The 24,876-nt window shown below is 60.0% G+C and carries 21 protein-coding genes; 10 read left to right on the forward strand and 11 right to left on the reverse strand.

Features of this window, described 5'->3' with window-relative positions; genetic code table 11:
• Positions 1–29: 29 nt before the first annotated feature.
• The gene (locus DTP52_RS11085) at positions 30–2,570 is read right to left on the reverse strand and encodes a Tc toxin subunit A (protein WP_109753421.1); all 2,541 of its coding nucleotides are present in this window, start codon (positions 2,568–2,570) and stop codon (positions 30–32) included.
• A 254-nt stretch (positions 2,571–2,824) separates the two neighbouring features.
• The gene (locus DTP52_RS11095; RefSeq protein WP_109753423.1) at positions 2,825–4,744 is read right to left on the reverse strand and encodes a methyl-accepting chemotaxis protein; all 1,920 of its coding nucleotides are present in this window, start codon (positions 4,742–4,744) and stop codon (positions 2,825–2,827) included.
• A gap of 307 nt (positions 4,745–5,051) precedes the next feature.
• On the opposite strand from DTP52_RS11095, the gene DTP52_RS11100 reads away from it, so the two are divergent.
• Positions 5,052–5,723 carry a histidine phosphatase family protein gene (locus DTP52_RS11100; RefSeq protein ID WP_371925587.1) on the forward strand — a complete coding sequence of 224 codons (672 nt, stop codon included), beginning with the start codon at positions 5,052–5,054 and terminating at the stop codon, positions 5,721–5,723.
• Positions 5,724–5,747: 24 nt separating this feature from the next.
• On the forward strand, positions 5,748–6,596 hold the full coding sequence (locus DTP52_RS11105; protein ID WP_109753425.1) for a phosphatase PAP2 family protein: 849 nt from the start codon (positions 5,748–5,750) through the stop codon (positions 6,594–6,596).
• A gap of 150 nt (positions 6,597–6,746) precedes the next feature.
• On the opposite strand, the gene katG is transcribed toward DTP52_RS11105, so the two are convergent.
• Positions 6,747–9,011 (reverse strand): catalase/peroxidase HPI, encoded by a 2,265-nt coding sequence (gene katG, locus DTP52_RS11110; protein WP_109753426.1) that lies wholly within the window; start codon positions 9,009–9,011, stop codon positions 6,747–6,749.
• Between the two features lie 370 nt (positions 9,012–9,381).
• On the opposite strand from katG, the gene DTP52_RS11115 reads away from it, so the two are divergent.
• A complete protein-coding gene (locus DTP52_RS11115) occupies positions 9,382–9,972 on the forward strand; it encodes a hypothetical protein (protein WP_109753427.1) in 591 nt (196 codons plus the stop codon).
• Positions 9,973–10,022: 50 nt separating this feature from the next.
• On the opposite strand, the gene DTP52_RS11120 is transcribed toward DTP52_RS11115, so the two are convergent.
• Genes DTP52_RS11120 through DTP52_RS11145 form a run of 6 tightly spaced genes read right to left on the reverse strand, consistent with a single transcriptional unit; the run spans position 10,023 to position 16,209 of the window.
• Complete coding sequence (locus DTP52_RS11120) at positions 10,023–11,537, reverse strand: ABC transporter substrate-binding protein (RefSeq protein WP_109753428.1); 1,515 nt, start codon at positions 11,535–11,537, stop codon at positions 10,023–10,025.
• Between the two features lie 28 nt (positions 11,538–11,565).
• On the reverse strand, positions 11,566–12,537 hold the full coding sequence (locus DTP52_RS11125) for an ABC transporter ATP-binding protein (protein WP_109753429.1): 972 nt from the start codon (positions 12,535–12,537) through the stop codon (positions 11,566–11,568).
• Entirely contained in the window at positions 12,534–13,520 is a 987-nt protein-coding gene (locus DTP52_RS11130) for an ABC transporter ATP-binding protein (protein ID WP_109753430.1), read from the reverse strand. Before DTP52_RS11130 ends, DTP52_RS11125 begins: the two co-directional genes overlap by 4 nt.
• Positions 13,517–14,374, reverse strand: a complete 858-nt coding sequence (locus DTP52_RS11135; RefSeq protein ID WP_109753431.1) for an ABC transporter permease — start codon at positions 14,372–14,374, stop codon at positions 13,517–13,519. The genes DTP52_RS11130 and DTP52_RS11135 overlap by 4 nt, the downstream gene beginning before the upstream one ends.
• Complete coding sequence (locus DTP52_RS11140; RefSeq protein ID WP_109753432.1) at positions 14,371–15,318, reverse strand: ABC transporter permease; 948 nt, start codon at positions 15,316–15,318, stop codon at positions 14,371–14,373. Before DTP52_RS11140 ends, DTP52_RS11135 begins: the two co-directional genes overlap by 4 nt.
• A 3-nt stretch (positions 15,319–15,321) precedes the next feature.
• On the reverse strand, positions 15,322–16,209 hold the full coding sequence (locus DTP52_RS11145) for a proline iminopeptidase-family hydrolase (protein ID WP_109753433.1): 888 nt from the start codon (positions 16,207–16,209) through the stop codon (positions 15,322–15,324).
• Between the two features lie 164 nt (positions 16,210–16,373).
• On the opposite strand from DTP52_RS11145, the gene DTP52_RS11150 reads away from it, so the two are divergent.
• The 3 genes from DTP52_RS11150 (at position 16,374) to DTP52_RS11165 (ending at position 20,104) form a co-directional block, all read left to right on the forward strand.
• A complete protein-coding gene (locus DTP52_RS11150; RefSeq protein ID WP_109753434.1) occupies positions 16,374–17,135 on the forward strand; it encodes a LuxR family transcriptional regulator in 762 nt (253 codons plus the stop codon).
• Between the two features lie 90 nt (positions 17,136–17,225).
• Positions 17,226–18,125, forward strand: coding sequence for a proline iminopeptidase-family hydrolase (locus DTP52_RS11155; RefSeq protein ID WP_109753435.1), 900 nt, complete (start codon positions 17,226–17,228; stop codon positions 18,123–18,125).
• 497 nt (positions 18,126–18,622) lie between these two features.
• Positions 18,623–20,104, forward strand: a complete 1,482-nt coding sequence (locus DTP52_RS11165; protein ID WP_109753437.1) for a hypothetical protein — start codon at positions 18,623–18,625, stop codon at positions 20,102–20,104.
• 82 nt (positions 20,105–20,186) lie between these two features.
• On the opposite strand, the gene DTP52_RS11170 is transcribed toward DTP52_RS11165, so the two are convergent.
• Together DTP52_RS11170 and DTP52_RS11175 are read right to left on the reverse strand one after the other, a co-directional pair.
• Entirely contained in the window at positions 20,187–20,492 is a 306-nt protein-coding gene (locus DTP52_RS11170; RefSeq protein ID WP_109753438.1) for a HigA family addiction module antitoxin, read from the reverse strand.
• Positions 20,493–20,612: 120 nt separating this feature from the next.
• Complete coding sequence (locus DTP52_RS11175; protein WP_109753439.1) at positions 20,613–21,701, reverse strand: GlxA family transcriptional regulator; 1,089 nt, start codon at positions 21,699–21,701, stop codon at positions 20,613–20,615.
• 98 nt (positions 21,702–21,799) lie between these two features.
• On the opposite strand from DTP52_RS11175, the gene DTP52_RS11180 reads away from it, so the two are divergent.
• From DTP52_RS11180 to DTP52_RS11195, 4 genes are all read left to right on the forward strand, one after another.
• Complete coding sequence (locus DTP52_RS11180) at positions 21,800–22,669, forward strand: ABC transporter substrate-binding protein (RefSeq protein ID WP_109753440.1); 870 nt, start codon at positions 21,800–21,802, stop codon at positions 22,667–22,669.
• Positions 22,670–22,747: 78 nt separating this feature from the next.
• A complete protein-coding gene (locus tag DTP52_RS11185; RefSeq protein WP_109753441.1) occupies positions 22,748–23,536 on the forward strand; it encodes an amino acid ABC transporter ATP-binding protein in 789 nt (262 codons plus the stop codon).
• Positions 23,536–24,192 carry an amino acid ABC transporter permease gene (locus tag DTP52_RS11190; RefSeq protein WP_109753442.1) on the forward strand — a complete coding sequence of 219 codons (657 nt, stop codon included), beginning with the start codon at positions 23,536–23,538 and terminating at the stop codon, positions 24,190–24,192. The genes DTP52_RS11185 and DTP52_RS11190 overlap by 1 nt, the downstream gene beginning before the upstream one ends.
• Positions 24,189–24,872 (forward strand): amino acid ABC transporter permease, encoded by a 684-nt coding sequence (locus tag DTP52_RS11195; protein WP_109753443.1) that lies wholly within the window; start codon positions 24,189–24,191, stop codon positions 24,870–24,872. The genes DTP52_RS11190 and DTP52_RS11195 overlap by 4 nt, the downstream gene beginning before the upstream one ends.
• The last annotated feature ends 4 nt before the right edge of the window (positions 24,873–24,876 follow it).

Raw genomic sequence — 24,876 nt, forward strand, 5'->3', positions numbered from 1 at the left:
TGTCCTTGAATGTTGAAGTGGGTGTCCGCTCAATGGCAGGCGGCGATCAGCGCATCACCCACGGTTTGCCAATCCGATGTGGGGCTTCGGGTATTCAGTGCGGTCGCCTTGATCAGCAGGTTCGCCGACAGTCCCGTGCTCTGGCAGCAGGCCTGGCAACGGATGACCCAATCCACGGTTCCCATTGAGTCTTGCCCTGTTAGCAGTTGCGCCCGCAGGAAACTCACCTCTTCGACGCTCCAATCCAACAGCTTGGCCAGCAGGCGATTGGCTTCTTCTTTCGATTGAGGCGTGCCCTGATTGGCCACTTGCAGGTAGTGCAACAGGTTCTCTTCCGACTGGGCTTGATGGCGGGCGCAATGACTGAAGCATTCGAGCAGATACAGCATCTGGGGCGTCAATGTTCGGGGTGGTTGCGAGGCCAGCCATGTCGGGTTTTCCAGCAGAACCTTCAGCGTGCTGCTGCTCAGGTGCAGATGTTGGCAAGCCTCGGCAGTGCGCAATACCGTCGCCAGCAACCGGGGCATTTCCCCCGGGGCCGCCTCGATGGCCGCGACGACCGCCGTTGCATCGGTGCCGGCCATCTGCAAGACGCAAGGGACGTATTCGGCAGGCAGGTCCGCAATGTCATGCAGCAGCACCTCCACCCGATGCTGAGGGTCGTGGGTGGTGTGGATGTCTGTCTGGAATTTCTCCAATCGCTTTGCCAGGTTGTGATTCAGCGGCCCGTCATTGCTGCTTGCTTCGAACAGGCGACACCATTGCAGCACGTCCCGATCGTTTTGCCTGAGCCAGTCGACAGCCCAGTCCATTGCCATCAGCACATCGAGAATGTCGAGCTCTGCGGAGCCGGCGGTTCTCAGCTCCCCTGTCACCAACGCCTTGCAAAAATCCTCTCCGCCGAGCGACCGGGCCAGCTCGATGCATTCAAGAGGGGAGAGTTTGAACATCCGGGCGATACGGGCCTGGCGATAGAGAGCCGAAACCGTGGGCAGGTCGTACCCCTGCGACAAATGCTGGCTGGCTTGCCTGGCCAGCAGCAACAGTGAATCTGGCGCAACGGGAAGCCCAAGGCCGGCACTGAGGTAACTGAAAGTCCGCTCGTCCGTAGCGGTCAGGTTCCCCTTTTGAGTGCTCCAGTCGGGACCTTTGAGCAGTCGGGTGCGATTGAACACTTGATCGAACAGTGGCACTCGATCACCGCACGCATGGATGGGCATGTCGTGCAGCAATGAAGCGAATTCTTCAGGGGCGATGCCATGGCGCTGGTTCAGGTACCGATAGACGCCCAGGGCGCGCAAGGTGTTGGCACTGAACGTCTCGACCCTCTCCGAGCGCTGGGCATTGGTGATCAACGTGTCCAGTTCGGCAACGGGAATACCGGTCCAGCGATGCAGGCGGATCATTCGTTGCAAACGGTCGATTCGCTCAGGGGCGTCGTTGGCAAAGACCTTCCGGTTCCCTTGGGTCTCGATCGCCAGGGCCGGGGTCGCCCCGCCGCCGTTGATGTAGCCCGCGCCGTAACGGTTCAGGGAAGAAGCGGGGCTGTTGATTGACGTTCGTGGGCTGTATTTGCCTTGTGCCAGCAACTGCTCGACCTGTTCCGTGGTGAGCCCGGTGCGCGCCATGAAGAACTCGAGCTCACTCAGGCTCAAGAGGTCCTCGGTGCCGTAGCTCTTTTTCAGCGTGGCGAGGTTGCCTTGTGAGGCGGTCGGCGCGATGAGCAGCGCCTGTTGCGCCGGACTCAGCCCGGACAGAAGCTTTTGCGCCTCTTCAGGATTGACGGATATCTGTCCGTAATGTTTCCGGCCCTCTGAAAACGGCAGGTTCAGGCTGACCCGATAATTCAGTTCGCCCAGCGCCGGCTTGCCCGTGCCCAACCCGAGCACGCATTGATGATGGTGCAGATCGTAGGGCAGCGAGAAAGGGAAATGTGCGCTGGCGAGTACCTGGCGCACGGTCTTTTTTTCACCGGTTTTGACCAGGTGCGCCTTGATGTTCCTGCGCAGGGTGTCGTTGATGATGTCGAGCATCGGACGGGTAACGAAGGCACTCTGCCGATCGAGCGCGAGTGTCTCGAGGTCCGGGCGCCGTTGCGCCAAGGTGACTCTGCTGGCGTGCGGTGACAGGTTTTCCAGCTCCCCGGCAAACAGATACAGCGCCCGCAGATACGCTACGGGCGAGTCGATTGCGGCGATATCACCCTCATTGCAGAACAGCTCCCAATTCTCTTCGAACAGCGCTTGATAGCCGGTGGGCACTGACGTTGAGCCTGCCTTCAGGCTGTGCTTGATACGTGACTTGTTGGCGCCGGACGATATTTGATGTTCCTGGTACAAGCGACTGATTTGCCGGGCATGGCTCGAAGCATTGTCGTAGGCCTGTTCACCGTCCGCGTCGCTATGCCTGGCGAGTTTCTCGGTGAACTGCGTCTTGCTCATGCGCACAATGTCGAATACCGACGTCACCCCCATTCGTAGCATGGCGGTTTTCAGTTCGGCTGTTGTGGCGTCCTCACCGTCTGGGGAGGTAACGAGCCTTTTCAACAGCGAGTCGTTGCTTACGTCCATGTGTTGTCATCTCCTGTTCGAGCGCAATGTGCTTGTTCAAGCGAAAACCGTACAGGAGCGTGCAGAGAAAGGCGGTAGGACTGGGGGCGGGGGATTTGTACGAAAGAGCGATTCGTGGGCTGCGCTGATGCAAATCCTGTGGGAGAGGGCTTGCTCGCGAAGGTGGTGGGTCAGTCAACTTCAATGCTGGCTGATCCGGTGCCTTCGCGAGCAAGCTCGCTCCCACAGTAGGTCATGCAAAATTGCGTCGGACGTTAGACGCGGAAGTGGCTCACCATCATCTGCAACTGATTACCCAGCCGCGCCAGTTCGACGCTGGACGCAGCGGTTTCTTCGCTGGCGGCGGCGGTCTGTTCGGACACGTCGCGCACGTTGATGATGCTGCGGCTGATCTCCTCGGCCACGGCGCTTTGCTGCTCGGCGGCGGCCGCGATCTGCTGGTTCATCGACTGGATGTTCGACACCGTGCGGGTGATGTTTTCCAGTGACGCGCCGGCCTTGCGGGTCAGGGCCACGCTGCTGTCGGTGAGGCTGCGGCTGTTGTTCATCACGGCGGCCACTTGTTGGGTGCCGTTCTGCAACCCGGCCACCAGTCCTTCGATTTCTTCGGTGGATTTCTGCGTGCGTTGGGCCAGGCCACGGACCTCGTCGGCCACCACGGCGAAACCACGCCCGGCTTCACCCGCACGGGCCGCTTCGATGGCGGCGTTGAGGGCCAGCAGGTTGGTCTGTTCGGCCACGGCCTTGATCACGTCCATGACGCTGCCGATCTTGTCGCTTTCCTGTTGCAGCACGGTCATGGCATCGGTGGAACGAATCACCTCGCTGGCCAGGCGTTCGATCTGGGCGATGGCTTCGCTGACCACCTGGTCGCCGGCACGGGCTTCGCCATCAGCGGCGGCGGCTGCCTGGGAGGCCTCTTCGGCGTTGCGCGCGACTTCCTGGACCGTGGCGGTCATCTCGTGCATGGCGGTCGCAACCTGGTCGGTCTCGACTTTCTGGTTGTTGACCCCGGCGCTGGTCTGCTCGGTCACGGCGGACAGTTCTTCGGCGGCGCTGGCGATCTGGGTCACGCCATCGCGGATGCCGCTGATCAGGTCGCGCAGCGTCACGCCCATGCGCGCGATGCCTTGTTGCAGCACGCCCAGTTCATCGCGGCGGGTGACGATGACCGTGTGCGACAGGTCGCCGCTGGCGATGCGTTCGACCACGGCCAGGGTTTCGCGCAGCGGACGGGTAATCTGGCGCGTGATGATCACGGCCGCAATGATCCCCACCAGCAACGCAAGCAGGGTGCTGACCAGTTGCAGGGTGCGCGCCTGGGCGCTTTCGGCGTCACGGCGGTCGAGTTGGATCTGGTACAGCTGCTCGCTCAAGGTCACGATGGTCGCGCCCTGGTCGGTCATTTCCTTACGCGCCTGCACCACATCGGCAGTGGCCAGCTTGAAGGCCTGCACGGCGCTGCGGTATTGGGTCAGGGCGTTTTCCAGTTGGCGCAGTTCATCCTGGCGGGTGCTGGAGAAGTGTTCGTTCAGCGGCTTGAGCGAAGCGATGGCGGCGTCCAGTTGGGCGACGGCCTTGCGTTCGGTATCGGCGTTGCTGTTGGCGGTGTAGCCGCGCACTTCATAGCGGGCCAGCATGAAGGCTTGCTTGGCCTGGGTGATGGCCTGGAACTGCGCGAAACGCTCATCGCTGAGGGCCATCTGCCGTACGTCGGCGTCGATGGTCTCGATCAGCTTGTAGGCGATGTCGGCGTTCGTGCCCATGGTGTCGCGGGCGGTGTTGCCAGTGCGGTAGGCGCTGCGCATTTTGTTCAGGGACACCTGATAGGCGCCGATGACCGCGCTCTGCTCCTTGAGCAGCTTGACGTTTTCCGGGCTCTTGAAGCTGCTGAGCAGGGCGTTCTGTTGCGCCACGAAACCATCGAGGGTGGTCTGCACATTTTGTGCGGCGGTCTCGTCACCGTTGGTCAGCATGTATTGCAGACGCGTGACACGCAGTTTGGTCAGGCCGGCGTTGAGCTGGGTGATGTCGCTCATCCAGTTGCTGCGATTGATCAGCCCGTCCAGGCTCGTCCAGCCGGTCAGGGCCAGCAGGCAGGTCAATACCAGCACCAGGCCGAAGCCCAGACCCAATTTCATGTTGACGCTAATGTTGCCAAACCAGCTGTTCATCAATTCCTCCAGGAACGTTGTGCTGCTTATCGTCGGTACGCTGGAAGATTGTTGTTGTTAAGAGCCAGCAAGAGCATGTAACAGGGCTATATCGGCGGCGGGTTCAAGATCTGTAAGTTTTTTTCCGGGTATCTGTGGGAGCAAGGCTTGCCCGCGATAAAGGCGATGCGGTCTTTCAGGGCATCGAGGTGCCTGCTTCGCGTTCACCCCAAGCTTTTTTTCACATCGGTTTCACTGCCTGCCCACGTCGGCCTCTCTACTGTCGCGCCATCGAATGACTGGGTGGATGCCGTCGGGGCGGCTTGATGTGGAACTGAGACTGAGCCTTTTCGGCCTGACGCGCTCGATCGATACGCGCCGGTTTGCCCGTTACCGAAACGCCGTGGTCGTGCTGGCGTCGGCGCTGCTGGTCATCCCGTTGACCCTCTGGCTGCTCAGCCCAGCGGCGGTGCCGGACCTGGCCCATGGCAACATCGCTGGCGCCCGGGCCCTGGCCGATGGCTGGGCCAAGGGCGAGATGATCGTGCTGGTGCGCCATGTCGAGCGCTGCGATCACTCCAAGGCCGCGTGCCTGAACGATCGCGAAGGCATCACCGATCGGGCCCGTGCCGTTGCGGTGGGCCTCGGTGCCCGGTTCGAACAATTGGGCCTGGACAACGCCGACCTCTACAACAGCCCGTTGGTGCGCGCGACCCAGACGGCGGGGTACATGTTCAACAAGGTGGGCAGCGGTGACGATTGGCTGATCAATTGCCGGCATGACTTTCTGCGTAATGCCCTGGCCCATAAAGTGGCCGGGCGCAACCTGATCCTGGTCACCCACAGCGAATGCATGCAAGCGATGGAAACCGCGCTCCAGCGCCCGACCTCGGCGTTTGGCTATGGGGCTTCGTTGTTCGTTTCCACCGCCCAGCCACAAGCGCCACGGCTGCTTGGCTTTATCGAAGCGTCTGACTGGCGTTCGATGACTTTTCCGTAACTTTTCCCACGATTAGGACCGCCCATGCTGACGTCTGCTCGCGCCCGTTTCTACGGATTCAACCTCGGAATTCCGCTGGTCTGTGCGGCCGTGGTGTTCTTGCTGTTCGACATGACCCGCATCGACATCGCCATCAGCAATCTTTTCTACGATCCGCTGCACCAAGTGTTTCCGTTGGAACACGTGCGGCTGTTCGAGCAAATCACCCACAAATGGGCGAGGGTCATCCCGAACTGGACCGGCGAGGCGGCCATCGTCGGTGTGCTGCTGTCGTTTTTCTGGCCGATCTTCAAACCGCAAACGCGCCCTGGACTGCTTCGCCTATTGGATAAAACCCGACTGAGCAAGCCTCTACGTTTTGCCCACGAGCACCGTCGCGATTTTCTCTACGTGGTCTTCGCTTTTTCCCTCAGCACCGGGGTCATTCATTACCTCAAAGGCCATACCAGCGTGTATTGCCCGGTGGAAACCACCCAGTACGCTGGCAAGATCGAGCACAAGGAGTGGTTCCAGAATTTCGACCTGCTGAACGTCGCCGGTGACGGTCGCTGCTGGCCCGGCGGTCATGCCTCCGGTGGTTTCACGATGCTGGCGCTGTATTTCGTCGCCCGCCGCTACCGCTGGCGTCATTCCAAAGCCTTGATGCATGGGGCGTTGGCCTTGGGGTTTGTCTATGGCACCACGCGAGTCCTGCAGGGCTGGCACTACATGTCCCATACATTCTGGGCGGGGATTTTCGTCTGGTTGAGCTGTTGGCTGATGGCGCTGCTGTTTTATGGGCGAGCGGCCCTGGAACAACCGGTGTCGAAACCAGTGCAAGCGACGCTGGCGCCTGTCTTGCCTGCGTTGGGCAACGCACGTTCATCAACCTGAATGCCGGGCAAAAAAAAGCCCGCTGGGAGAGCGGGCTAAAACCTTAGTTTCTTGAATGAGCGAGGTGACTGTACCCAATCACGCGGGGGCGTGGGGTGAAGAAAAGTTCATGAGGTCGCTTCCTTGCCAGACCTCATGCCTGGATTCTTCTCACCTGAGATCAAACCGATCCAGGTTCATCACCTTGACCCACGCCGCGATGAAGTCGTTGACGAACTGCTCCTTCGCATCCGCGCTGGCATAGACTTCGGCCAAGGCCCGGAGCTGGGCGTTGGAGCCGAAGACCAGGTCGACGCGGGTGCCGGTCCATTTGACCTGGCCGGTCTTGCGGTCACGGGCTTCGAAGGTTTCCTGGGTGTCGGAGAGCGGTTTCCATTCCACGCCCATGTCGAGCAGGTTGACGAAGAAGTCATTGGTCAATGCCCCGGGCCGTTGAGTAAAGACACCGTGCGCCGAGTGGCCGACGTTGGTATCCAGTACCCGCAGACCGCCAATCAACGCCGTCATTTGCGGTGCGCTGAGGGTCAGCAATTGTGCCTTGTCGATTAATAGTGCTTCGGCGGACACGCGGTACCGGCCCTTGAGGTAGTTGCGAAAGCCATCGGCGATGGGCTCGAGAAAACCGAACGACTCGACATCCGTCTGCTCCTGGCTCGCGTCCATGCGCCCCGGCGAGAACGGTACCGTCACGTTGACCCCGGCATTTTTCGCCGCCTGTTCGATGCCGGCACTGCCGCCCAGCACGATCAGGTCCGCCAGGGAGATTTTCTTGCCTCCGGACTGGGCACTGTTGAACTCGTTCCGGACCTTTTCCAGGGTCGCCAGCACTTGAGCCAGTTGGTCCGGCTGGTTGGCCGGCCAGTCCTTCTGCGGGGCCAGGCGCAGGCGGCCGCCGTTGGCACCGCCGCGCTTGTCGGAACCGCGGAAGGTGGATGCCGCAGCCCACGCAGTGGACACCAGCTGTGAAACCGACAGGCCCGAGGCCAACAGCTTGCCCTTGAGGGCGGCGATGTCGCTGTCGTTGACCAGGGCATGGTCGACCGCCGGGATAGGGTCTTGCCACAGCAGCTCTTCGTTGGGCAGTTCCGGGCCCAGATAGCGCGAGAGTGGGCCCATGTCGCGGTGGATCAGCTTGAACCAGGCGCGTGCAAAGGCGTCGGCCAATTGGTCCGGATTCTCCAGGAAGCGCCGCGAGATCTTCTCGTAGATCGGGTCGAAGCGCAGCGCCAGGTCGGTGGTCAGCATTGTTGGATTGCGCCGTTTGGCCGGGTCATGGGCATCGGGGATGATGCCCGCGCCCGCGCCGTTTTTCGGTGTCCACTGATGCGCACCGGCCGGGCTCTTGGTCAGTTCCCACTCAAAGCCAAACAGGTTCTCCAGATAGTTGTTGCTCCAGCGGGTGGGCGTGGTGGTCCAGGTGACTTCCAGGCCACTGGTGATGGTGTCGGGCCCCTTGCCGGTGCCGAAGGTGCTCTTCCAGCCCAAGCCTTGCAGCTCCAGGCCTGCGGCTTCGGGCTCGGCACCGACATTGTCGGCGGGGCCGGCGCCGTGGGTCTTGCCGAAGGCGTGGCCCCCAGCGATCAATGCTACGGTTTCTTCGTCGTTCATCGCCATGCGGCCGAAGGTTTCGCGGATATCCAGCCCGGCGGCAACCGGGTCCGGCTGGCCCTCGGGGCCTTCCGGGTTGACGTAGATTAGCCCCATCTGCACGGCGGCCAGCGGGTTCTCCAGGTTGCGCCCCAGGTCGGTACGGCTTTCTTCATTGCCAGGTTCGGCCACCAATTGGCCTTCGCCGGGCTCCTGCATGGCGGCTTTGTCGGGCTTGCCGTAGCGGACATCGCCCCCCAGCCATTTGTTTTCGGACCCCCAATAGACATCTTCATCCGGTTCCCAGACGTCCGGACGACCACCGGAAAAACCGAAGGTCTTGAAGCCCATGGACTCCAGCGCGACGTTACCGGTAAGGACGATCAGGTCGGCCCAGGAAATGTTGCGGCCATACTTCTGCTTGATCGGCCACAGCAGCCGACGGGCCTTGTCGAGGCTGACGTTGTCGGGCCAGCTGTTGAGCGGGGCAAACCGCTGCTGGCCGGAGCCTGCGCCACCGCGCCCGTCACCGGTGCGATAGGTGCCGGCACTGTGCCAGGCCATGCGGACAAAGAGCGGTCCATAGTGGCCGAAATCCGCCGGCCACCAGTCCTGGGAGTCGGTCATCAGCGCCCGCAGATCTTCCTTCAGGGCTTGAAAATCCAGGCTTTTGAAGGCTTGGGTGTAGTTGAAGTCCTCGCCCATGGGGTCGGACAGCGAGGAGTGCTGGTGCAGGATCTTCAGATTCAGTTGGTTCGGCCACCAGTCACGGTTCGTTGTGCCACCGCCAGCGGCGTGATTGAACGGACATTTCGATTCATTTGCCATGAGAAGCTACCTTTGGTCGTATTCATCCAGCTATCCAGCCCGGCCGGGACCCGAATAGCGACAGGCGAAATAAATGACACAGGGCGCAGGGCTCACAGTTCGCTCAACTGATCGTCATGACCACGCGGCAACGCGAGAGAGCGGTCTAGCTGCCAGTACGGTGGCCCACGGCAAGCCCGGTACGTTCTGAACGCTTCGTATCTCTTTGTCAGGTTTCACGGGCCGGATTACACCAGCCTGAATTCAGGCTAGTCCCGCTTTGGCAGATAGCTAATAGGCGCAGTATTAACGGTCGATAGGGATAATCTTTTATCGAGGCCCAACGGCGAGGCAGATGATATGAATGGCGCCTGCCGTGACGGACCCAATAATGAACAAATGCCCGCGCAGCACGGCCTTCCACGAAGCGGGGCATGCCCTGGCCTTTTGGTGGAACGGTCAACCGATAAAACGTATCACTGTGCGTACCAAGGTCGAGGCCTGCACGGGGCCCCTGTTCGACTTGCGCGGCAACCCGCAATACGCAGAAGGATTGGTTGAAGCGGACTACCTTGTCCCACGCCCGGCCTTCGACGCTCCGGGGATCGCTGAATACCTGCCCTCGATGGTCGATGCCATTGAACGTGACCTGCTCCATTGCTTCGCGGGGCCCGTGGCCGAAGCGGTCTACCGGCACCGCAGGTCCGATCGGCTGATCAGGGGCAGCGGTCGAGGGGACCTTGACCGGGGGCACGAATTGATCAGCCTGCTGCCACCGCGCAAGCTGCTCGACGCCCAAGCCCTGGCCATCGCCCGTTGCCGCCGCTTGATGCATCGATACTGGCCCGCTGTGTGTGCGGTGGCGGATCTTCTGCAGGCGCGCGGCATGGTCGAAGGCAACGTCGTGACGGCGTTGTTGTGCGAGATGACCGGGGAGCGGCCGATGTTGCTTGGCCATCAGGTGGCAAGCCTCGACTCGTGATCAAGGCGTTGCCACTGGCCCTATCCGACTCGGATGAAAGCCACTGCTCGCTAGCGCTTCACCGTTTCCTCGAGAGAGAAGCGCCCCAGTGGGTTTTGTTGGAAGTGCTCGATGTTCTTGCGCGAAATATTGATGTACGGGCTGTAGTAGAGATCGATCCAGTTGACGTCCTGCTTGGCGATCGCCTGAAGGTCGGTATACATCTGCTTGCGCTTGGTCGGGTCTACTTCTACCCGCGCGGCCGCGACCAGATCCTTGACCTTGTCGTTCTTGTAGCGGGTCATGTAATTCATGTTGGTGTCATGTCCCAGCACGAAGGTGGTCTTCTGGTCCGGGTCGAGGATGTCGTTGGTCCAGTACATCACGGACAGATCGTAATCGCCGTCGATCAGCATTTGCCAACTCTGGGTTGGGTCGACCTTCTGCAACGTGGCTGTCACGCCGACTGCTGCGAGCTGTTGCTGGACCAGCACGGCGATCTGCTCGTCGGCTTCATTGCCCGCATTGACCACATAGTTGAGCTTCAGGCCTGAGGCGCCTGCATCCGCCAGCATTTTCTTGGCTTTTTCCGGGTCGTACGGGCGCTGCAGATTATCGGCATTGTGATAAAGCGCTCCTTTAGGAATGTAGGAATAAGCCACCTGGCCATGGCCGAACGTCACGGTATCGACCAGGGATTTCTTGTTGATCGCAAGGTCCAGGGCCTGACGTACTTCAGGCTTGCCCAGCAGTCCGTGCTCATGGTTGATCAGCAGATGATCCTCACGGGTGGAGGGATCCATGTGTACGACCAGGTTGGGATCTTTCTTCAGGGTTTCGACGCGCGAGAAGGGCACGAAGATCGCCGAATCCAGTTCACCGGCCTGTACCTTCAACATCCGCGTATTGTCATCCGGGATGGAGATCCATTCCACGCCATCCAGGCTCACCTTGTCGGCCTGCCAGAAGTTGGGGTTCTTCTCCAGCACCACGCGATCACCGCGTAGCCACTCCTTGACGATAAAGGCGCCAGAGGCAACGGGGTCCTGGGCGTAGGCTTCCTCACCCATTTTTTCCATGGCCTTTTGCGACAGGATGGAGACGTTGGGCAACGCCAACTGCGCGAGGAAGGGCACTGAAGGGCTCGTGAGTGTCACCACCAGTGTCTGCGGGTCGGGTGCTTGGGCCTTGTCGATAATCTTGTAGGAGTCGCTCCACAGCGACCCTTTGTTGTCGCGAATGCGCAACAGACTGAACGCTGCATCGCTGGCGGTAATCGGTGAGCCGTCGGAGAACTTGGCCGAGCGAAGTTTGAAGGTATAGGTCAGGCCATCGTCGGAAACGTGCCAGCTTTCGGCCAGCCCCGGTACCAGCTTGGTGCCGGTGTTGTCGACGCGCACCAGTACGTCGTAAACATTGGAGAACACCCAGTTGTCACGGTTCTGCGCGCTTTTGATCGGGTCGAACGTCGTACTTTCTTCACGGCAACCGATGGTCAGCACGCCTGCTGCCTGGGCGACACCGGCGGCCAATGTACAAACGGTCAACGTCGCGGCGGTCAGCAACTTCAAATGTTTCGATCGCATGGTCAACTCCCTATTGATGAATGTTTTTTTAGAGCAATGGCTCTCCGAGCACACAGCTATAGCGATGCCCACTGATGTCATGGATGGGGGGCGGCGCTTTTGCGCAGATGGGTTGTGCATACCGGCAGCGCGGGTGAAAAGCGCAGCCGGATGGAAGGTTCAGGGGGCTGGGTGGCTCGCCAGGCAGGGGTTCGCTCAGCAACGATCGAGTCGGGTCGATGTGTGGAATGGACTGGATCAGCGCGACGGTATAGGGATGCCGCGGGCTACTGAAGACGGCCTCCGTGGGGCCTTGCTCGACGATCTCGCCGAGGTACATCACGGCGACCCGATCACATAGTCGCCGAACGATCGCCAGGTCATGGGCAATGAACACAATCGCCAGGTTCATGCGCTGCCGCAGCTCCAGCAGCAGGTTGATGATCTGTCCCTGGATGGAAACGTCCAGCGCGGCCACGCATTCATCGGCGATGATCAACCGTGGCTCGATGGCCAGTGCCCGAGCGATCCCCACACGTTGACATTGACCGCCACTCAACGAACCCGGTTTGCGGTTGGCCAGCTCCGGCCGCAGGCCGACCAGGGTCAGCAATTCATCGACCCGATGGCGAATCAGCGAGGCAGGGATCGCACATCGCACTCGCAACACTTCAGCCAGGGTGTCGCCAATGCTCAATCGCGGATTGAGGGCGGTATAAGGATCTTGGAAAATCATCGCGGTTTCGTGGCGCAGTCGCTCGATGTCGATTCGCTTGCCTTGAACCATATCCACGCCATCGAACAGGATTTGCCCGGCGCTGACCTCAGTGAGGCGCAAGATGGCTCGACCCAGGGTGCTCTTGCCGCTGCCCGACTCACCCACCAGACCAAGCACTTCCCCGGTGGCCAGACTCAGCGATACGCCGTTGACGGCGTTCACCCATTGCCTGTTGATCCCGAACGGACCACTGCCAGGGGCGGCGAAGCGCACCCGTAGATCCTTGACTTGCAACAGGGTCATGACGAGGCTCCCACGGGTAGCGGGTAATGGCAGGCGACTCGGTGTGCCTCGGCTGTGACTTGCATCTGTGGCAACAGCCGCGTGCACTGGCTGCCCTGCTGAAGGCAGCGTGGATTGAAGCGGCAACCGGTGGGCAGCGCATCCAGCAGAGGCGGCTGGCCGGCGATGGTTTTGAGCATGGCATGGCCGCTGCTGGTAGCCGGTTGGCAGTCGATCAGGGCCGCCGTATAGGGATGTCGTGGGTGAGCCAGCAGATCAAGCTTGTTGCCGTGCTCGCAGAGCCGCCCGGCGTACATTACCGCGATGGAGTCACAGGTCTGGGCGACGACCCCCAGGTCGTGGGTGATCATGATGATTGACAGGCCACGTTGGTCGCGCAAATCCAGGAGCAGGCGCAGGATCTGTGCCTGTACCGTGACATCCAGGGCGGTGGTCGGTTCGTCGGCGATCAGCACCTGGGGGTTGCAACCTAATGCCACGGCGATCATGGCGCGTTGACGCATGCCACCGGAAAACTCATGGGGATAACTGTCGACCCGCCGTAGCGGATCGGGAATGCCCACCTGGCGTAACACATCAATGGCCTTCGCCCGTGCTTCGCGTTTGGATGCCCCCTGATGCAGGCGTATGCCCTCGCCGATCTGTTCGCCGATGCGCATCAACGGGTCAAGATGACTGCCGGGATTCTGAAAGATCATCCCCAGCCGTCGACCTCGTATGCCTCGCATGCCGGCTTCATCCAGCGACAGCAGGTCCTCACCGGCAAGGCGCACGGCCTTGCCCTGGACCCGGAGGTTTGAAGAGGGTAGCAAGCGCATCAAGGCCCGGCAGGCCATCGTCTTGCCTGAACCGCTTTCACCCACCAGACCGAGGATTTCGCCTTCGGCCAGGTCAAATGACACACGATCCACCAGCGTGACTTCGCCCTCACCGTGGCCGGCGATCACGCTGAGGTCCTCGACGTGCAACACCGGTGTGCTCATGGGCGCTCTCCGAGGTGCTCGGCGACACCGTCGGCCAGCAGACTGAAGCCCATGGCCAGGGTGACGATCGCCAGTCCCGGGAAGGTGCTGATCCACCAGGCATTGGTGATGAAACTCTGGCCCTCGGCGACCATCGTGCCCCACTCGGCGGTGGGTGGCTGAACCCCCAGGCCGAGGTAGCTGACCGCCGCCCCATTGAGCAGTACCAGCACCGCGTCGGACATGGAGAACACGATCGAACCGAACATGGCATTGGGCAACAGGTGCCGAAACAGAATGCGTCCATGACCGAAGCCCAGGCTTTTCGCCGCCAAGGCGAAATCGCTTTCCTTGAGCACCAGAATCTGCGAACGGATCAGCCGTGCATAGGACACCCATCCCACCAAAGCCATCGCAATATAAAAGCTGCTCAGGCCGGGGCCGAGGATGGCCATGATTGCCAACATCAGCACCAGGAAGGGGAAGGCCAGGATAATATCGATCAGGCGCATGCAGATCGTGTCGAACCGGCCACCGATATAGCCGGCCAAGGCGCCGATGCAAGTACCGATCAAGAATGGGAAAATCACCCCGATCACGGAAATCTGCAAGTCGATGCGCGCGCCCCAGATCACTCGGGAAAGAACGTCACGGCCGAAATTATCCGTGCCGAACGGATGGGCCAGGCTCGGCCCCAGCAGGCGGATATCGGTGTTCTGGGCAATCGGATCGAAGGGCGCGACCCAGGGTGCGAAGAGTGCGAGCAACAGCCAGGCAAACAGAATCGCCAGGCCCAGCGCGGTGGCTGGGCGACCGTTGCGCAAGCCGAAACGCAGCGCAAGACGCCAGGTGGGACTGATGATCTGGCCACTCATCGCATGTTCACCCGCGGATCAATCATCACGGTCAGCACATCGGCGAGGAAATTGACCGTGACGGTGGCGAGGGCCAGCACCATGGCCACGCCCTGGACCACCATGTAGTCACGGGTAAAGATGCCGCGCACCAGCAATTGGCCGATGCCGGGAATGGCAAACAGACTTTCGATGACCACCGTGCCGCTGATCAACCAGCCGATGTTCACCGCCAGCAGGTTGACCGCCGGCACCAGGGAGTTGGGCAGTACATGCCGATGAAATATCGCCCGCTCGGACAAGCCCCGGGCCCGTGCGGCGGTGGCATGATCGGCTTGTAGCTCCATGAGCATGCTGGCGCGCAGATTGCGCACCAGAACGGCGGAGAGTGCCAAGGCAATGGTCAGGCACGGCAAAACCATGTGATGCAGTTTGTCCCACCCTGTACGTCCATAGCCTGAGACCGGGAACAGCCCCAACTGCACGCTGAGCAGCAGGATCAACATGATGCCTAGCCAAAAAGCCGGCATGCCGAGCCCTGCCGTGGTGAACAGGCGAATCAGGTGGTCCGGCCAGCCGCCCTTGTTGCGCGCCGCCACCGTTGCCAGCGGCACGGCAATCAGCAGCGCGAGCAGTACGCTGCCGAGCACCAGGAACAGGGTTGGCTCAATGCGGGTACTGATCAACGTCAAGGCATCGACTTTGTAGAGCAGCGATTGGCCGAGATCGCCTTTGAGCAGGTTCTTGAGAAAGTAGAAGTACTGCATCCACAGCGGCTGGTCGAGACCGTACTGGGCTCGAATCCTGATCAGCGCCTCCGGCGTGCTGCGCGAGCCCAGCAGTGCCCGGGCGGGATCCCCGGGGATTGAGCGTACGAGCATAAAGGTGATCATGCTGATGCCAAACAGCACCGGCAATAGCTGTAGCGGGCGCGACAGTATGAAACGGTAGCGCGCCAGGTTCATGGGCTAGTTCCGATGACGGTGCAGAAAATCCAGCAGGACTGGGAAATAAGCTTGGGGCTCTTCGTAGAACGGCATGTGGCTGCTGTTGGGGAACACATTCAGTTGTACATCCTTGAGCGCCATTTTCATTCGCATTGCGCAGGCTGGCGTCAGTTCATCATGTTGACCGGTGGTGATCAGCACAGGCATTTCGAAGCCGGCCATCTGTTCGATGCGATTCCAGTCCTTGAGATTGCCGGTATAGAGAAATTCGTTGGGGCCCTGCATGGTCATGTAGGGCCCCATGTTCCAGTCGCCCAGGGAGCGTGTCACCGGTGCTGGCCACTCGTCCAGACGGCAGACATGACGATAGTTGAGCAGGGTGATGGCCGCCTGGTATTGCGGATGATCCAGGGTGCCCAAGGCTTCATGGCGCTGCATCATCGCGACGGTCTCACTGCCCAGGGCCGCCCGCAGACGCTCGAGCTCCAGGGACAGATGAGGGATATCGCCGGCGGTATTTTCCAGGATCAGGGTTTTCAGCGATTGGGGGTGATGAATGGCGTACTCGATCGCCAGCCAGCCACCCCAGGAGTGCCCTAGCAGGTGCACTTTGCCCAGGTCGAGGGCCTGGCGGACGGTCTCTACCTCCGCCACATAACGAGTGATGTCCCACAGGGATTCGTCAGTCGGCCTGGCCGAGGCACCGGTACCCAACTGATCGAAAGCGATGACCCGCAAGCCCTTTTCCTTGAGCCAGCCGTGGCTGTCACGCAGATAATCGCAAGGCAATCCCGGGCCGCCATTGAGGCACAACAGCACCTCGTCGCCGTCGCCAAAGCCATAGGCCACCAGATGATGACCGTCGACTTCCAGGTCGTATCGCTGGTCCGGCTCGATCTCACGCCACATCATTGCTCTCCTGCTCAGGTGCCGCCCGTTGGCTAAACCTTACCGAGGAAGCTATGCGCCCATAAGCTAGCAATTCTTATAGGTTTGATCTGGCATTCCCTCGCTCAGGCGTGGCATTCTACTTGCACGATTTCAGGATTGAAATTAATAAGGGAGCTGAATGGATGCAGGCCAAGCTGTCTGACTTCAATACCCGTCTTTTGTCTGGCAGGAGCCTGGACGAGCAGATGGATAACGCCCTGGGAATGGTCCAGGCGTTAGGCTTTGACGCATTGGTGTACGACTACAGTCCGGTGCCGCTGGATCATGATGGGGCACTGATTACCCCGACTGTGCTGAAGTTGCGCAATACTCCCCGTGATTGGCACTCGCTCTGGTGTGAAGAAGGTTATTACCAGATCGACCCCGTCCAGCATCTGGCAATCAATGCCATTTCTCCTTTTGTCTGGTCCTATCGACCGGAGGCCGACACGGTGCTGCAGCCGTTCATCGGCCAGAGCCATGCACCGGTCGTGAGCTATCTGCAGGATTCGCGCATGACCTGTGGCGTGACAGTGCCGATGCATTTGCCCAAAGGCGGCTTTGCGACATTGACCGGGCTGCGCGCCGATACGAAGGGGAGCACCCTGCAGGATGTCCGGAAAACGCTGGGTGACTTCAGCCTGATTTCCCATGCCCTGCAAGAGGCGGCTTTTCCGCTGCTCGGCAAGGAAGCCCGCACATGCCCGGTTCGCCTGACCAAACGCGAGCGTGAGTGCTTGCGATTAGCCGCTGAAGGGTTGACGGCGGCGGACATCGCCAGGCAACTGAATCGCTCCTTGGCCACCATCACCCTCCACCTGACTTCTGCAATGCACAAGCTCGGCGCCAGGAATCGGGTCCAGGCCGTGGTCAGGGCAGTGCATTATCGGTTGCTCGATAGCTGAAGTCGGGCAAAAACCTATCTGTTTCTCTAGTTATTCCGCCGGCCAGTCCCCGGTATCGTGTGCCGCAGGATTTCTAGGGGGCGGCACGAAATGGATCTTCCCGTAACACACGAAGGCTTTGCGCCTTTCGGTCCGTATCAGACCTGGTATCGCATCACTGGCGATTTCAGCAGTGGCCGTACGCCGCTGCTGATCCTGCATGGCGGCCCGGGCTGTACACACGATTATGTCGATGCTTTCAAGGATATTGCCAACAGTGGCTATCCGGTGATTCATTACGACCAACTGGGTAATGGGCGTTCCACCCATCTTCCGGAAAAAGACCCCTCGTTCTGGAACGTGGCGCTCTTTCTCGATGAGTTGGGGAACCTGCTGGATCATCTGGGCATTCGCGACAATTACGCACTTTTGGGGCAATCCTGGGGCGGCATGTTGGCCAGCGAACATGCGGTGCTCCAGCCTGCGGGCTTGCGCGCGTTAATCATCGCCAACTCCCCGGCGGACATGTCCACCTGGCTCCTTGAAGTCAATCGCTTGCGCCAGCTTCTACCCATTGAGGTGCAGCAAACACTGCTCGAGCACGAGCGGGCTGGAACCTTGACGTCTACCGAGTACTTTGAGGCTGCTCGGGTTTTCTACGACCGTCATGTCTGCCGTGTCACGCCCTGGCCCGACGAAGTCGCCCGTACCTTTGCCCAGATCGATGCCGATCCTACCGTTTATCACGCCATGAATGGCCCCACCGAGTTCCATGTGATCGGCAGCATGAAGGACTGGTCCATCACCGATCGCTTGCCTCGCGTCAGGGTGCCGACCCTGTTGATTTCAGGCCGATACGATGAAGCGACGCCGTTGGTGGTCAAACCCTATGTGGATCATGTGCCCGACATTCGCTGGGCGTTGTTCGAACACTCCAGCCATATGCCCCATATCGAGGAGCGGATGGCTTGCATGGGAACTGTGGTGAGTTTCCTGGATGAGTGTTTGTAGGCGTCTGCGCAATCCGAGCCGTCGTTTTTGTTGTGTTTTTTGACGCGTCCTGTGAGACGCGTCTCTTTTTTCAGTGGAAAATTCCGCTCTCTTGAACCGAAAGCGATATGCAGGGTTTGGTGCGCGCGCATTGCTGTGCATGCCTGCTGTCATTTCTGTATCGAGGGATCGAACATGTCCGTATTTGCCTTAGGGACGAGGCTAGTTGTTGCGTCGCTGTGTTTTCTGGCGATGAACGTTGCCGTCGCTGCGTCAACTCCCGGTGACACTCATGTAGGACCGTTGGCTTTTCTGCGGCTGCGTTCCCTACATTTGATGAGCCGATATCAACGGGTTCGAACCAGCCGCCCATTCGGCACATCGTCATGACTAGAGAAGCGCCCTCGCTACGGAAGATGAAGACGGCTTGGCGCGACCCAACCCTGGCAGGCTCTTCAGCAGGACCCTTTTTTATGTTTCCCTAACAGTCATATTCTCTTTTTGCAGATTCCTAGACCGTGCAGACCCCCAACCGCAACGCTCTAATCACCCAACTCACCACCAACCCCGATGACATCGCCGCACGCGCTTCGCTCTATCGCGACCTGCTCGATACCGGGGAAGCGTCACTGGATGGTTTACGCATCGCGGCGGGCCTGGGCGATCCGGCCGCTAACGTGGCGGTGGCTCAACTGAACACCACGCCCCATACAAATCGCCCCGGGCCAATGCTCTCGCAACTGCGTGGCCTGCCGGTAGACCATCTGGAGTTGAACAACGCCGAGCCGGATTGGTGTGACGCCCTGGCCGGGCTGCCCTTGCGCACGTTGGTGCTCAACAGCCCGAGGTTTATCTGCGGACCGCAGATGTGGCAATGTTTGTCCGCCAATGCCCTCGAAACCTTGGAGGTCAGCAACTTTTCCCGCGACGACTACGCCCACTGCCTCCCGTCGCCCACACGCTTGCGCCGGTTGAAGTTGCAAACCTACGGTGAAGACTTCGACGACAGTTTTCTCCGTCAACTGAGCGACAGCCCGTTGCAGGAATTGTCGTTGAACCGTTGCGATGAGATGACCGACGACGGCCTTCGCGCACTGTCACGCCTCAAGCTGCGATCACTGACGTTGCAACGGGTGAGTGAATTGACGTCCCGTGGCATGGCGCACCTGGCAAGTCATCCCCTCGAACAGTTGTCCCTCAGTGGCAGCGGCGCGATCCTCGACGATCCGTCCTGGCTTCGCGACCTGACGGGGTTGCGCTCGTTGAGTCTGGATGACTGTTACGCAAGCGAGAGCGTATTGCAGGCGATCCGGGAACTGCCTCTTGAAAGGCTTTCGCTCCAATCTGCGTTCATCTGCGAAGACGATCTGGAAATACTGGAAGGCATGCCGCTTGCGGACTTGGACCTCAAGTGCCTACGACAGGTGATCGAGCGGCTCGACGTGCTGCACGGGTTTCCACTTAAGCGGCTGGGACTTTCCGATGTGCAAGGTGTCTGCGCAGATACGTTGAGCGACCTTCGTGGTTTGGACTTGGAGTTCCTGGACCTGTCCTTGAACGACATCACCTGGAAGGAACTGAAGCAACTGGCCGGGCTACCGCTGAAGCGGCTCAATCTGAGTTTTTGCCGAGGCGTCGACGGCAAGGTTTTGCGCAAGCTCGCCGAGTTGGGATTGCCGTTGGAGCAACTTGAAATAAGTGGTCTGGACCTGCGCGATGCCGACCTCGCTTGCTTGCGGGATCTGCCGTTGCAGCGCCTGGGCCTGTATGACAGCCCATGGCTCACAGACGCCGGCGTGGCCCACCTCGTGCGTATGCCGTTGCGAGACCTGACGCTCGGCGCTGACCCAGGGGCGTCGCGAATCACCTCGGCCGTGGTGCCGGTGCTGGAGCAATTGCCGTTGCGCACGTTGTGGTTGCCTAACTGCGCCGGAATCGATGCAGACGGTTGGGATCGTTTGGCCAGGTTGCCAGCTCAAGTGACGGGGCCTGGTATTTGATACTCGGGTGTTCGTCGGCACTGCGTCCAAGACACAATAAAAAGCCCAGTTATGTGGCTGGGCTGAGACTTCTTTTCTGCAGCTACGCGCAGTGAGGAATCTTCTCGACTTCCCTGTAAATCTGCTCCCCTTTTGCAATCTCAGCGGTACGTAAATCATACGCAGTCTGCAAATTCAGCCAAAACTGCGCCGACGTTTCCAATGCGGCTGCCAGGCGCAAAGCCACATCTGCACTAACGCTACGGCGCATCAATACGATGTCGTTTACTGTCGGGGCAGACACGTGCAAAGCCCTTGCAAGCGCAGCGGCCGTAAGGCCAAGCGGTTCCAGATACTCTTCCTTGAGAATTTCTCCAGGGTGGACGGGCCTCATGCTGTTCTTAAACATGACTCACCTCAGTGATATCTACGATTTCTACAGCGCCGTGTACCAGGGACACTCTATAAGATGGCCCTACGGTTTCTCCAGTAATGGCGTTATACATAGAGTCTATGGTCACTTGCAGCATTATTTCCCCTCTTGTTGCATCAAGGCTTTGCGTAGCTTCCCCGGCGACAGGCCAAACATGCTCTGGAAGTGCCGAATGAAATGCGGCGCATCCGCGAAGCCACATTCAAAGGCGATCTCGCCGATCTGGCGATCGGAACTCACGAGCAGCCACCTGCCGAACCTGAGTCGGACCTGGCGGTAGAACTGGGCCGGGCTGTTGTTGGTTTCAGCGACGAACAGGCGTTCCAATTGCCGCTTGCTGGTGCCGACCAGATGCGCAATGGCCTCGATATCCAGGGGTTGGGCCATGTGTTTTTCCATCAGCATCACGGCTTCGTGCAGCCGACGGTTGGAGGAGCTGGCGTAGCCGAGCGCCTTGCGTCGGTCGACGAAACTGTTGGACGTGTTCTTCGCCACCGTCATCTGATGCACGACTTTGCCCGCACGATCCGGTCCGCAATGCATGCCGATCAGATGAAGGGCCAATTCGATCACTGACACGCCGCCCGCGCAGGTGATCCGGTCCTGGTCGATCAGAAAGTCTCTGTTGATGACAAAGCGCAACGACGGAAACAGCCGCTTCCAGTCGTCGCCATGGTAGGCGTGGACACACGCCGTTCGCCCCGCCATCAGGCCATGTCGCGCGAGCACGAAGCTGCCGGTGCACAGGCCGATCAACGGCACCTGTGCCGCCGCGGCCTGGTGGAGGAACGCGGGATAGGTTTTCGGCACCGCCTCGATGGAATCGAGCAATCCACCAATCACCACGATGTAGTCGAAACGATCCGGGTCAGCGAGTTCACTGTCGATCGGCACGTCCAGTCCGCTACTGGAAATGACCCTTTGCCCGGGCGTGCCGAGTACTTTCCATTGGCAGCGAATGGGGCGGCTTTGATCGCCCGTATCGGCGGCGTGCCGCAACGCATCGGTCAGGCCTGAGAGTGAGAGCAAGGGGAAGCGGGGCCATAACATGATGCCAATAGACAGCTCGGCGGTGCCGCGGCGGATGGGTGGGTGACGCGCCTGCCCATGATCGAGCCCGTCCACGAGGCTTTCCTGGGGCGTCCCGTTCTCTACATCGCCAGAATGTCGCAAATATTCAATCATTCGTGCAAAGCATCCAACAAGTTATAGCGCCGGTCCCACTACGATGGGGCCATGCGAAACGTTCTGCTGCCACAATAAAAACTATCGAGGAGCATCCGATGAAGACGTCCAAGGTTCAGCGTTTTTCCGGTATTTGTGCCGGTTTTCTGGTGTGCGTTCTGGCTGCGGCACCGGTGTTCGCATTGGAGACAGTAGAGCCGGGAAGCCTGACCATCGCCTTCAGTGGTGATATGCCGGGGACAGGGTATCAAGATAGCCGGATGGTCGGCTATGACGGTGAAATCCTTCAACAAATTTCCGAAAAGCTGGGGCTCAAGGTCAAGCCGGCATTGATGGAGTGGTCAGGGACGATTGCGTCGGTGCAGTCCAAGCGGGTGGATGTCATGGCAGGCACCATGGGCTGGACCGAGCAACGCTCGAAAATCATGGCCTTGAGCGATCCTATCCACTACTTCAAGAACGGCATCACCCAGACAGACAAGACCAATTGGAACAGCCTCAAGGATTTGCAAGGCAAGAAAGTCGGCACCATCACCGGCTTTTCGTTCATCCCTGAGATGCGCAAGATCGAGGGCCTGCAAGTCGCCCTGTACGACACGTCCGATGCGGCCGTTCGCGATCTGCTCGCCGGACGTATCGATGCGGTGATCGGCGATCCACCGGTCATGCAATACGCCATTTCCCGCAATGAGCAATGGCACCTGCATTTCAACGCCTTCATCGACAACGATCCTAATTTCCCACTGCTGACGGGCTTGGGTCAGGTGGTGTTCGGCTTCAACAAGGCCAGCCCGGAACTGGTGACGGCGGTCAACGCACAGATCCAGACGCTCTGGAAAAACTGTGAGATGCGCAAGATCGGCGCTCGCTACGGCCTGACCCAGGATGTCTGGTTCATGCCCGAAGGCAAGGACCTGCGGCTCGGCGTCGATCGCCCTGCAGGCTGGACGTTACCTGGCTGCAAATAAGTGTGTGAGGCGATGGGGAGGAGTCCGGCGGATGCACCGATTCATCGCCACGCCTACAACAAAAAGAGGTTAGCCGAAATGTCGAACCCGTCTGACACCGCGTTGCTACGCGTGCACGAATTACACAAGAACTACGGCGATCTGGAAGTGCTCAAGGGCATCAGCCTGGAGTTGAAGCCCGGTGAAACCTTGTCGCTGATCGGCCCGAGCGGATCTGGAAAGTCCACCTGCCTGCGCTGCATCAATTACCTGGAAAAACCTACCAGTGGCGAGATCTGGCTGGGGGACGAGTTGATCGGGCAGGTCAAGGACGGCAGGCGTTTGCGTCTGATGAGTGACCGGGAGATGGCTCCGCAGCGTCGCGAGATCGCCATGGTGTTCCAGTTGTTCTACCTCTGGCCGCATTTGAGCGTGCGCGATAACGTCGCGCTCGGTCCCATCAAGGCCCAAGGCATGCCGCGCAAGCAGGCGTATGAGTTGGCCGACGCGATGTTGGAAAAAGTCCATCTGCGGCACAAGGCCGAGTCTTATCCCGAACAATTGTCCGGTGGTCAGCAACAGCGGGTCGCCATCGCCCGGGCCTTGGCTCAGCAACCGAAAGTGATTCTGTTCGACGAACCGACCTCGGCGCTGGATCCCGAGTTGGTGGGCGAAGTGTTGGCGGTGATTCGCGAGCTGGCGGAAGAGGGCCGCAGCATGATCATGGTCACCCACGAAGTGCGGTTTGCCCGCGATGTGGCGGATCGGGTGATCTTCATGGACGGCGGGCGCATTGTCGAACAGGGGCCGTCGGCGCAAGTCATCGACAGCCCTCGTCACGAACGTACCCGCAGCTTTCTTGGGCGTATGGCTGTGGAGAGCGCTTGATGGCGAATCTGGAGGCTTTTCTCGGGCTGTTGCCCTTGCTGTTGAAAGGCGCAGTGAGCGCGCTGGAAATTGCCCTCTGCACCTTGGCGCTGGCCAGCGTCGGAGGCCTGGTGCTGGCGGTTTTACTGACGTTCAGCCGATCGCGACTGGTACATGGCGCCATTGCCTGTTTCATCGAGTGGATGCGCAATGTGCCCGCGCTGGCACACCTGTTTCTGATCTACTTTGGGCTGTCCTACCTGGGCATCAATTTGCCCGCGTGGCTGGCGGCCATCGTCGGCTTGAGTCTGGTGGGCAGCGCAGTGCTGGCCGACACTTTCCGCGCCGGCTTGCAATCGCTGCATGTCGGCCAGCATGAGGCCGGGCAGGCCATCGGCCTGAACCGTATGCAGATTCTGCGCTACATCCTCTTGCCCCAGGCCCTGCGCGTTGCGTTGCCGGCTTATGCCAACTATGTCACGCAACTGATCAAGGATACGTCCATCGCCTCGGCCATTGCCGTGCCGGAAATCATGTTCCTGGCCCGCAATCTGGTGACCTCCACGTTCCAGACCTCGCTGATTTATCTGGCGGTGATGTGCATCTATGCAGCGATGATCCTGCCAATCGGCGCGGGATTCATCCGACTTGAACGTCATCTGGGGGCGGCGCGATGATCGGTTTTTTCCAGCAATACCCGGAGTACTGGAGCGACTGGGTCGCTCGCCTGCTGCTCGGCGCACGGGTCAGCGCCGAGTTGTCCCTGACAGGCTTCGCCCTGGCGGCGCTGTTGGGCGCGTTACTGGCCTGGGCGATGAAGAGTCCCAGCGCATTGCTCAAGCGCCTGGCCGTGTTTTTCATCCAGGGGATGCGTGCGGTGCCGCTTCTGGCGTTGCTGCTGGCGCTGTACTTCACCTTGCCCAGCTTCGGGCTGACGTTGTCCGGTTACTGGGCCGGAGCCATCGGTTTGGGGTTGCAGGGCAGCGCCTACGTCGCGGAGATCCTGCGCGGAGGGTTGGACTCCTTGCATCGAGGCCAGCGTGAGGCGGCCATAGCCACCGGCCTGACGCCATTGCAAGCCTTCACCGCCGTAATCTTTCCGCAAGCCATTCGCGGCATGTTGCCGCCGTTGCTCAATGCCTACGTGTCGATTCTGAAGGACAGCTCCCTGTGCGCCCTGATCGCCACCGATGAGTTGATGCTGGCGGCCAGGGCCATCGCCTCCGAGTCCTTTTTGCCCATGCATATTTTCCTGCTGGTGGGGCTGTTCTATTTCGTCATCGCTTTCCCTCTTTCTCTGTTGTCGCGAGCGCTGGAAGTACGATTTTCTCGCGGACGCAAAACCATTCGAGGTTGAACAC

Source organism: Pseudomonas sp. 43mfcvi1.1, assembly GCF_900115935.1.
Lineage (GTDB): Bacteria > Pseudomonadota > Gammaproteobacteria > Pseudomonadales > Pseudomonadaceae > Aquipseudomonas > Aquipseudomonas bijieensis.

Bases quoted from the DNA above. Each gene is read 5' to 3' on its own strand.
- DTP52_RS11085 (WP_109753421.1), bottom strand. From the start codon at position 2,570: ATGGACGTAAGCAACGACTCGCTGTTGAAAAGGCTCGTTACCTCCCCA.
- DTP52_RS11095 (WP_109753423.1), bottom strand. From the start codon at position 4,744: ATGAACAGCTGGTTTGGCAACATTAGCGTCAACATGAAATTGGGTCTG.
- DTP52_RS11105 (WP_109753425.1), top strand. From the start codon at position 5,748: ATGCTGACGTCTGCTCGCGCCCGTTTCTACGGATTCAACCTCGGAATT.
- katG (WP_109753426.1), bottom strand. From the start codon at position 9,011: ATGGCAAATGAATCGAAATGTCCGTTCAATCACGCCGCTGGCGGTGGC.
- DTP52_RS11115 (WP_109753427.1), top strand. From the start codon at position 9,382: ATGAACAAATGCCCGCGCAGCACGGCCTTCCACGAAGCGGGGCATGCC.
- DTP52_RS11120 (WP_109753428.1), bottom strand. From the start codon at position 11,537: ATGCGATCGAAACATTTGAAGTTGCTGACCGCCGCGACGTTGACCGTT.
- DTP52_RS11125 (WP_109753429.1), bottom strand. From the start codon at position 12,537: ATGACCCTGTTGCAAGTCAAGGATCTACGGGTGCGCTTCGCCGCCCCT.
- DTP52_RS11130 (WP_109753430.1), bottom strand. From the start codon at position 13,520: ATGAGCACACCGGTGTTGCACGTCGAGGACCTCAGCGTGATCGCCGGC.
- DTP52_RS11135 (WP_109753431.1), bottom strand. From the start codon at position 14,374: ATGAGTGGCCAGATCATCAGTCCCACCTGGCGTCTTGCGCTGCGTTTC.
- DTP52_RS11140 (WP_109753432.1), bottom strand. From the start codon at position 15,318: ATGAACCTGGCGCGCTACCGTTTCATACTGTCGCGCCCGCTACAGCTA.
- DTP52_RS11145 (WP_109753433.1), bottom strand. From the start codon at position 16,209: ATGTGGCGTGAGATCGAGCCGGACCAGCGATACGACCTGGAAGTCGAC.
- DTP52_RS11150 (WP_109753434.1), top strand. From the start codon at position 16,374: ATGCAGGCCAAGCTGTCTGACTTCAATACCCGTCTTTTGTCTGGCAGG.
- DTP52_RS11155 (WP_109753435.1), top strand. From the start codon at position 17,226: ATGGATCTTCCCGTAACACACGAAGGCTTTGCGCCTTTCGGTCCGTAT.
- DTP52_RS11170 (WP_109753438.1), bottom strand. From the start codon at position 20,492: ATGTTTAAGAACAGCATGAGGCCCGTCCACCCTGGAGAAATTCTCAAG.
- DTP52_RS11175 (WP_109753439.1), bottom strand. From the start codon at position 21,701: ATGATTGAATATTTGCGACATTCTGGCGATGTAGAGAACGGGACGCCC.
- DTP52_RS11180 (WP_109753440.1), top strand. From the start codon at position 21,800: ATGAAGACGTCCAAGGTTCAGCGTTTTTCCGGTATTTGTGCCGGTTTT.
- DTP52_RS11185 (WP_109753441.1), top strand. From the start codon at position 22,748: ATGTCGAACCCGTCTGACACCGCGTTGCTACGCGTGCACGAATTACAC.
- DTP52_RS11190 (WP_109753442.1), top strand. From the start codon at position 23,536: ATGGCGAATCTGGAGGCTTTTCTCGGGCTGTTGCCCTTGCTGTTGAAA.
- DTP52_RS11195 (WP_109753443.1), top strand. From the start codon at position 24,189: ATGATCGGTTTTTTCCAGCAATACCCGGAGTACTGGAGCGACTGGGTC.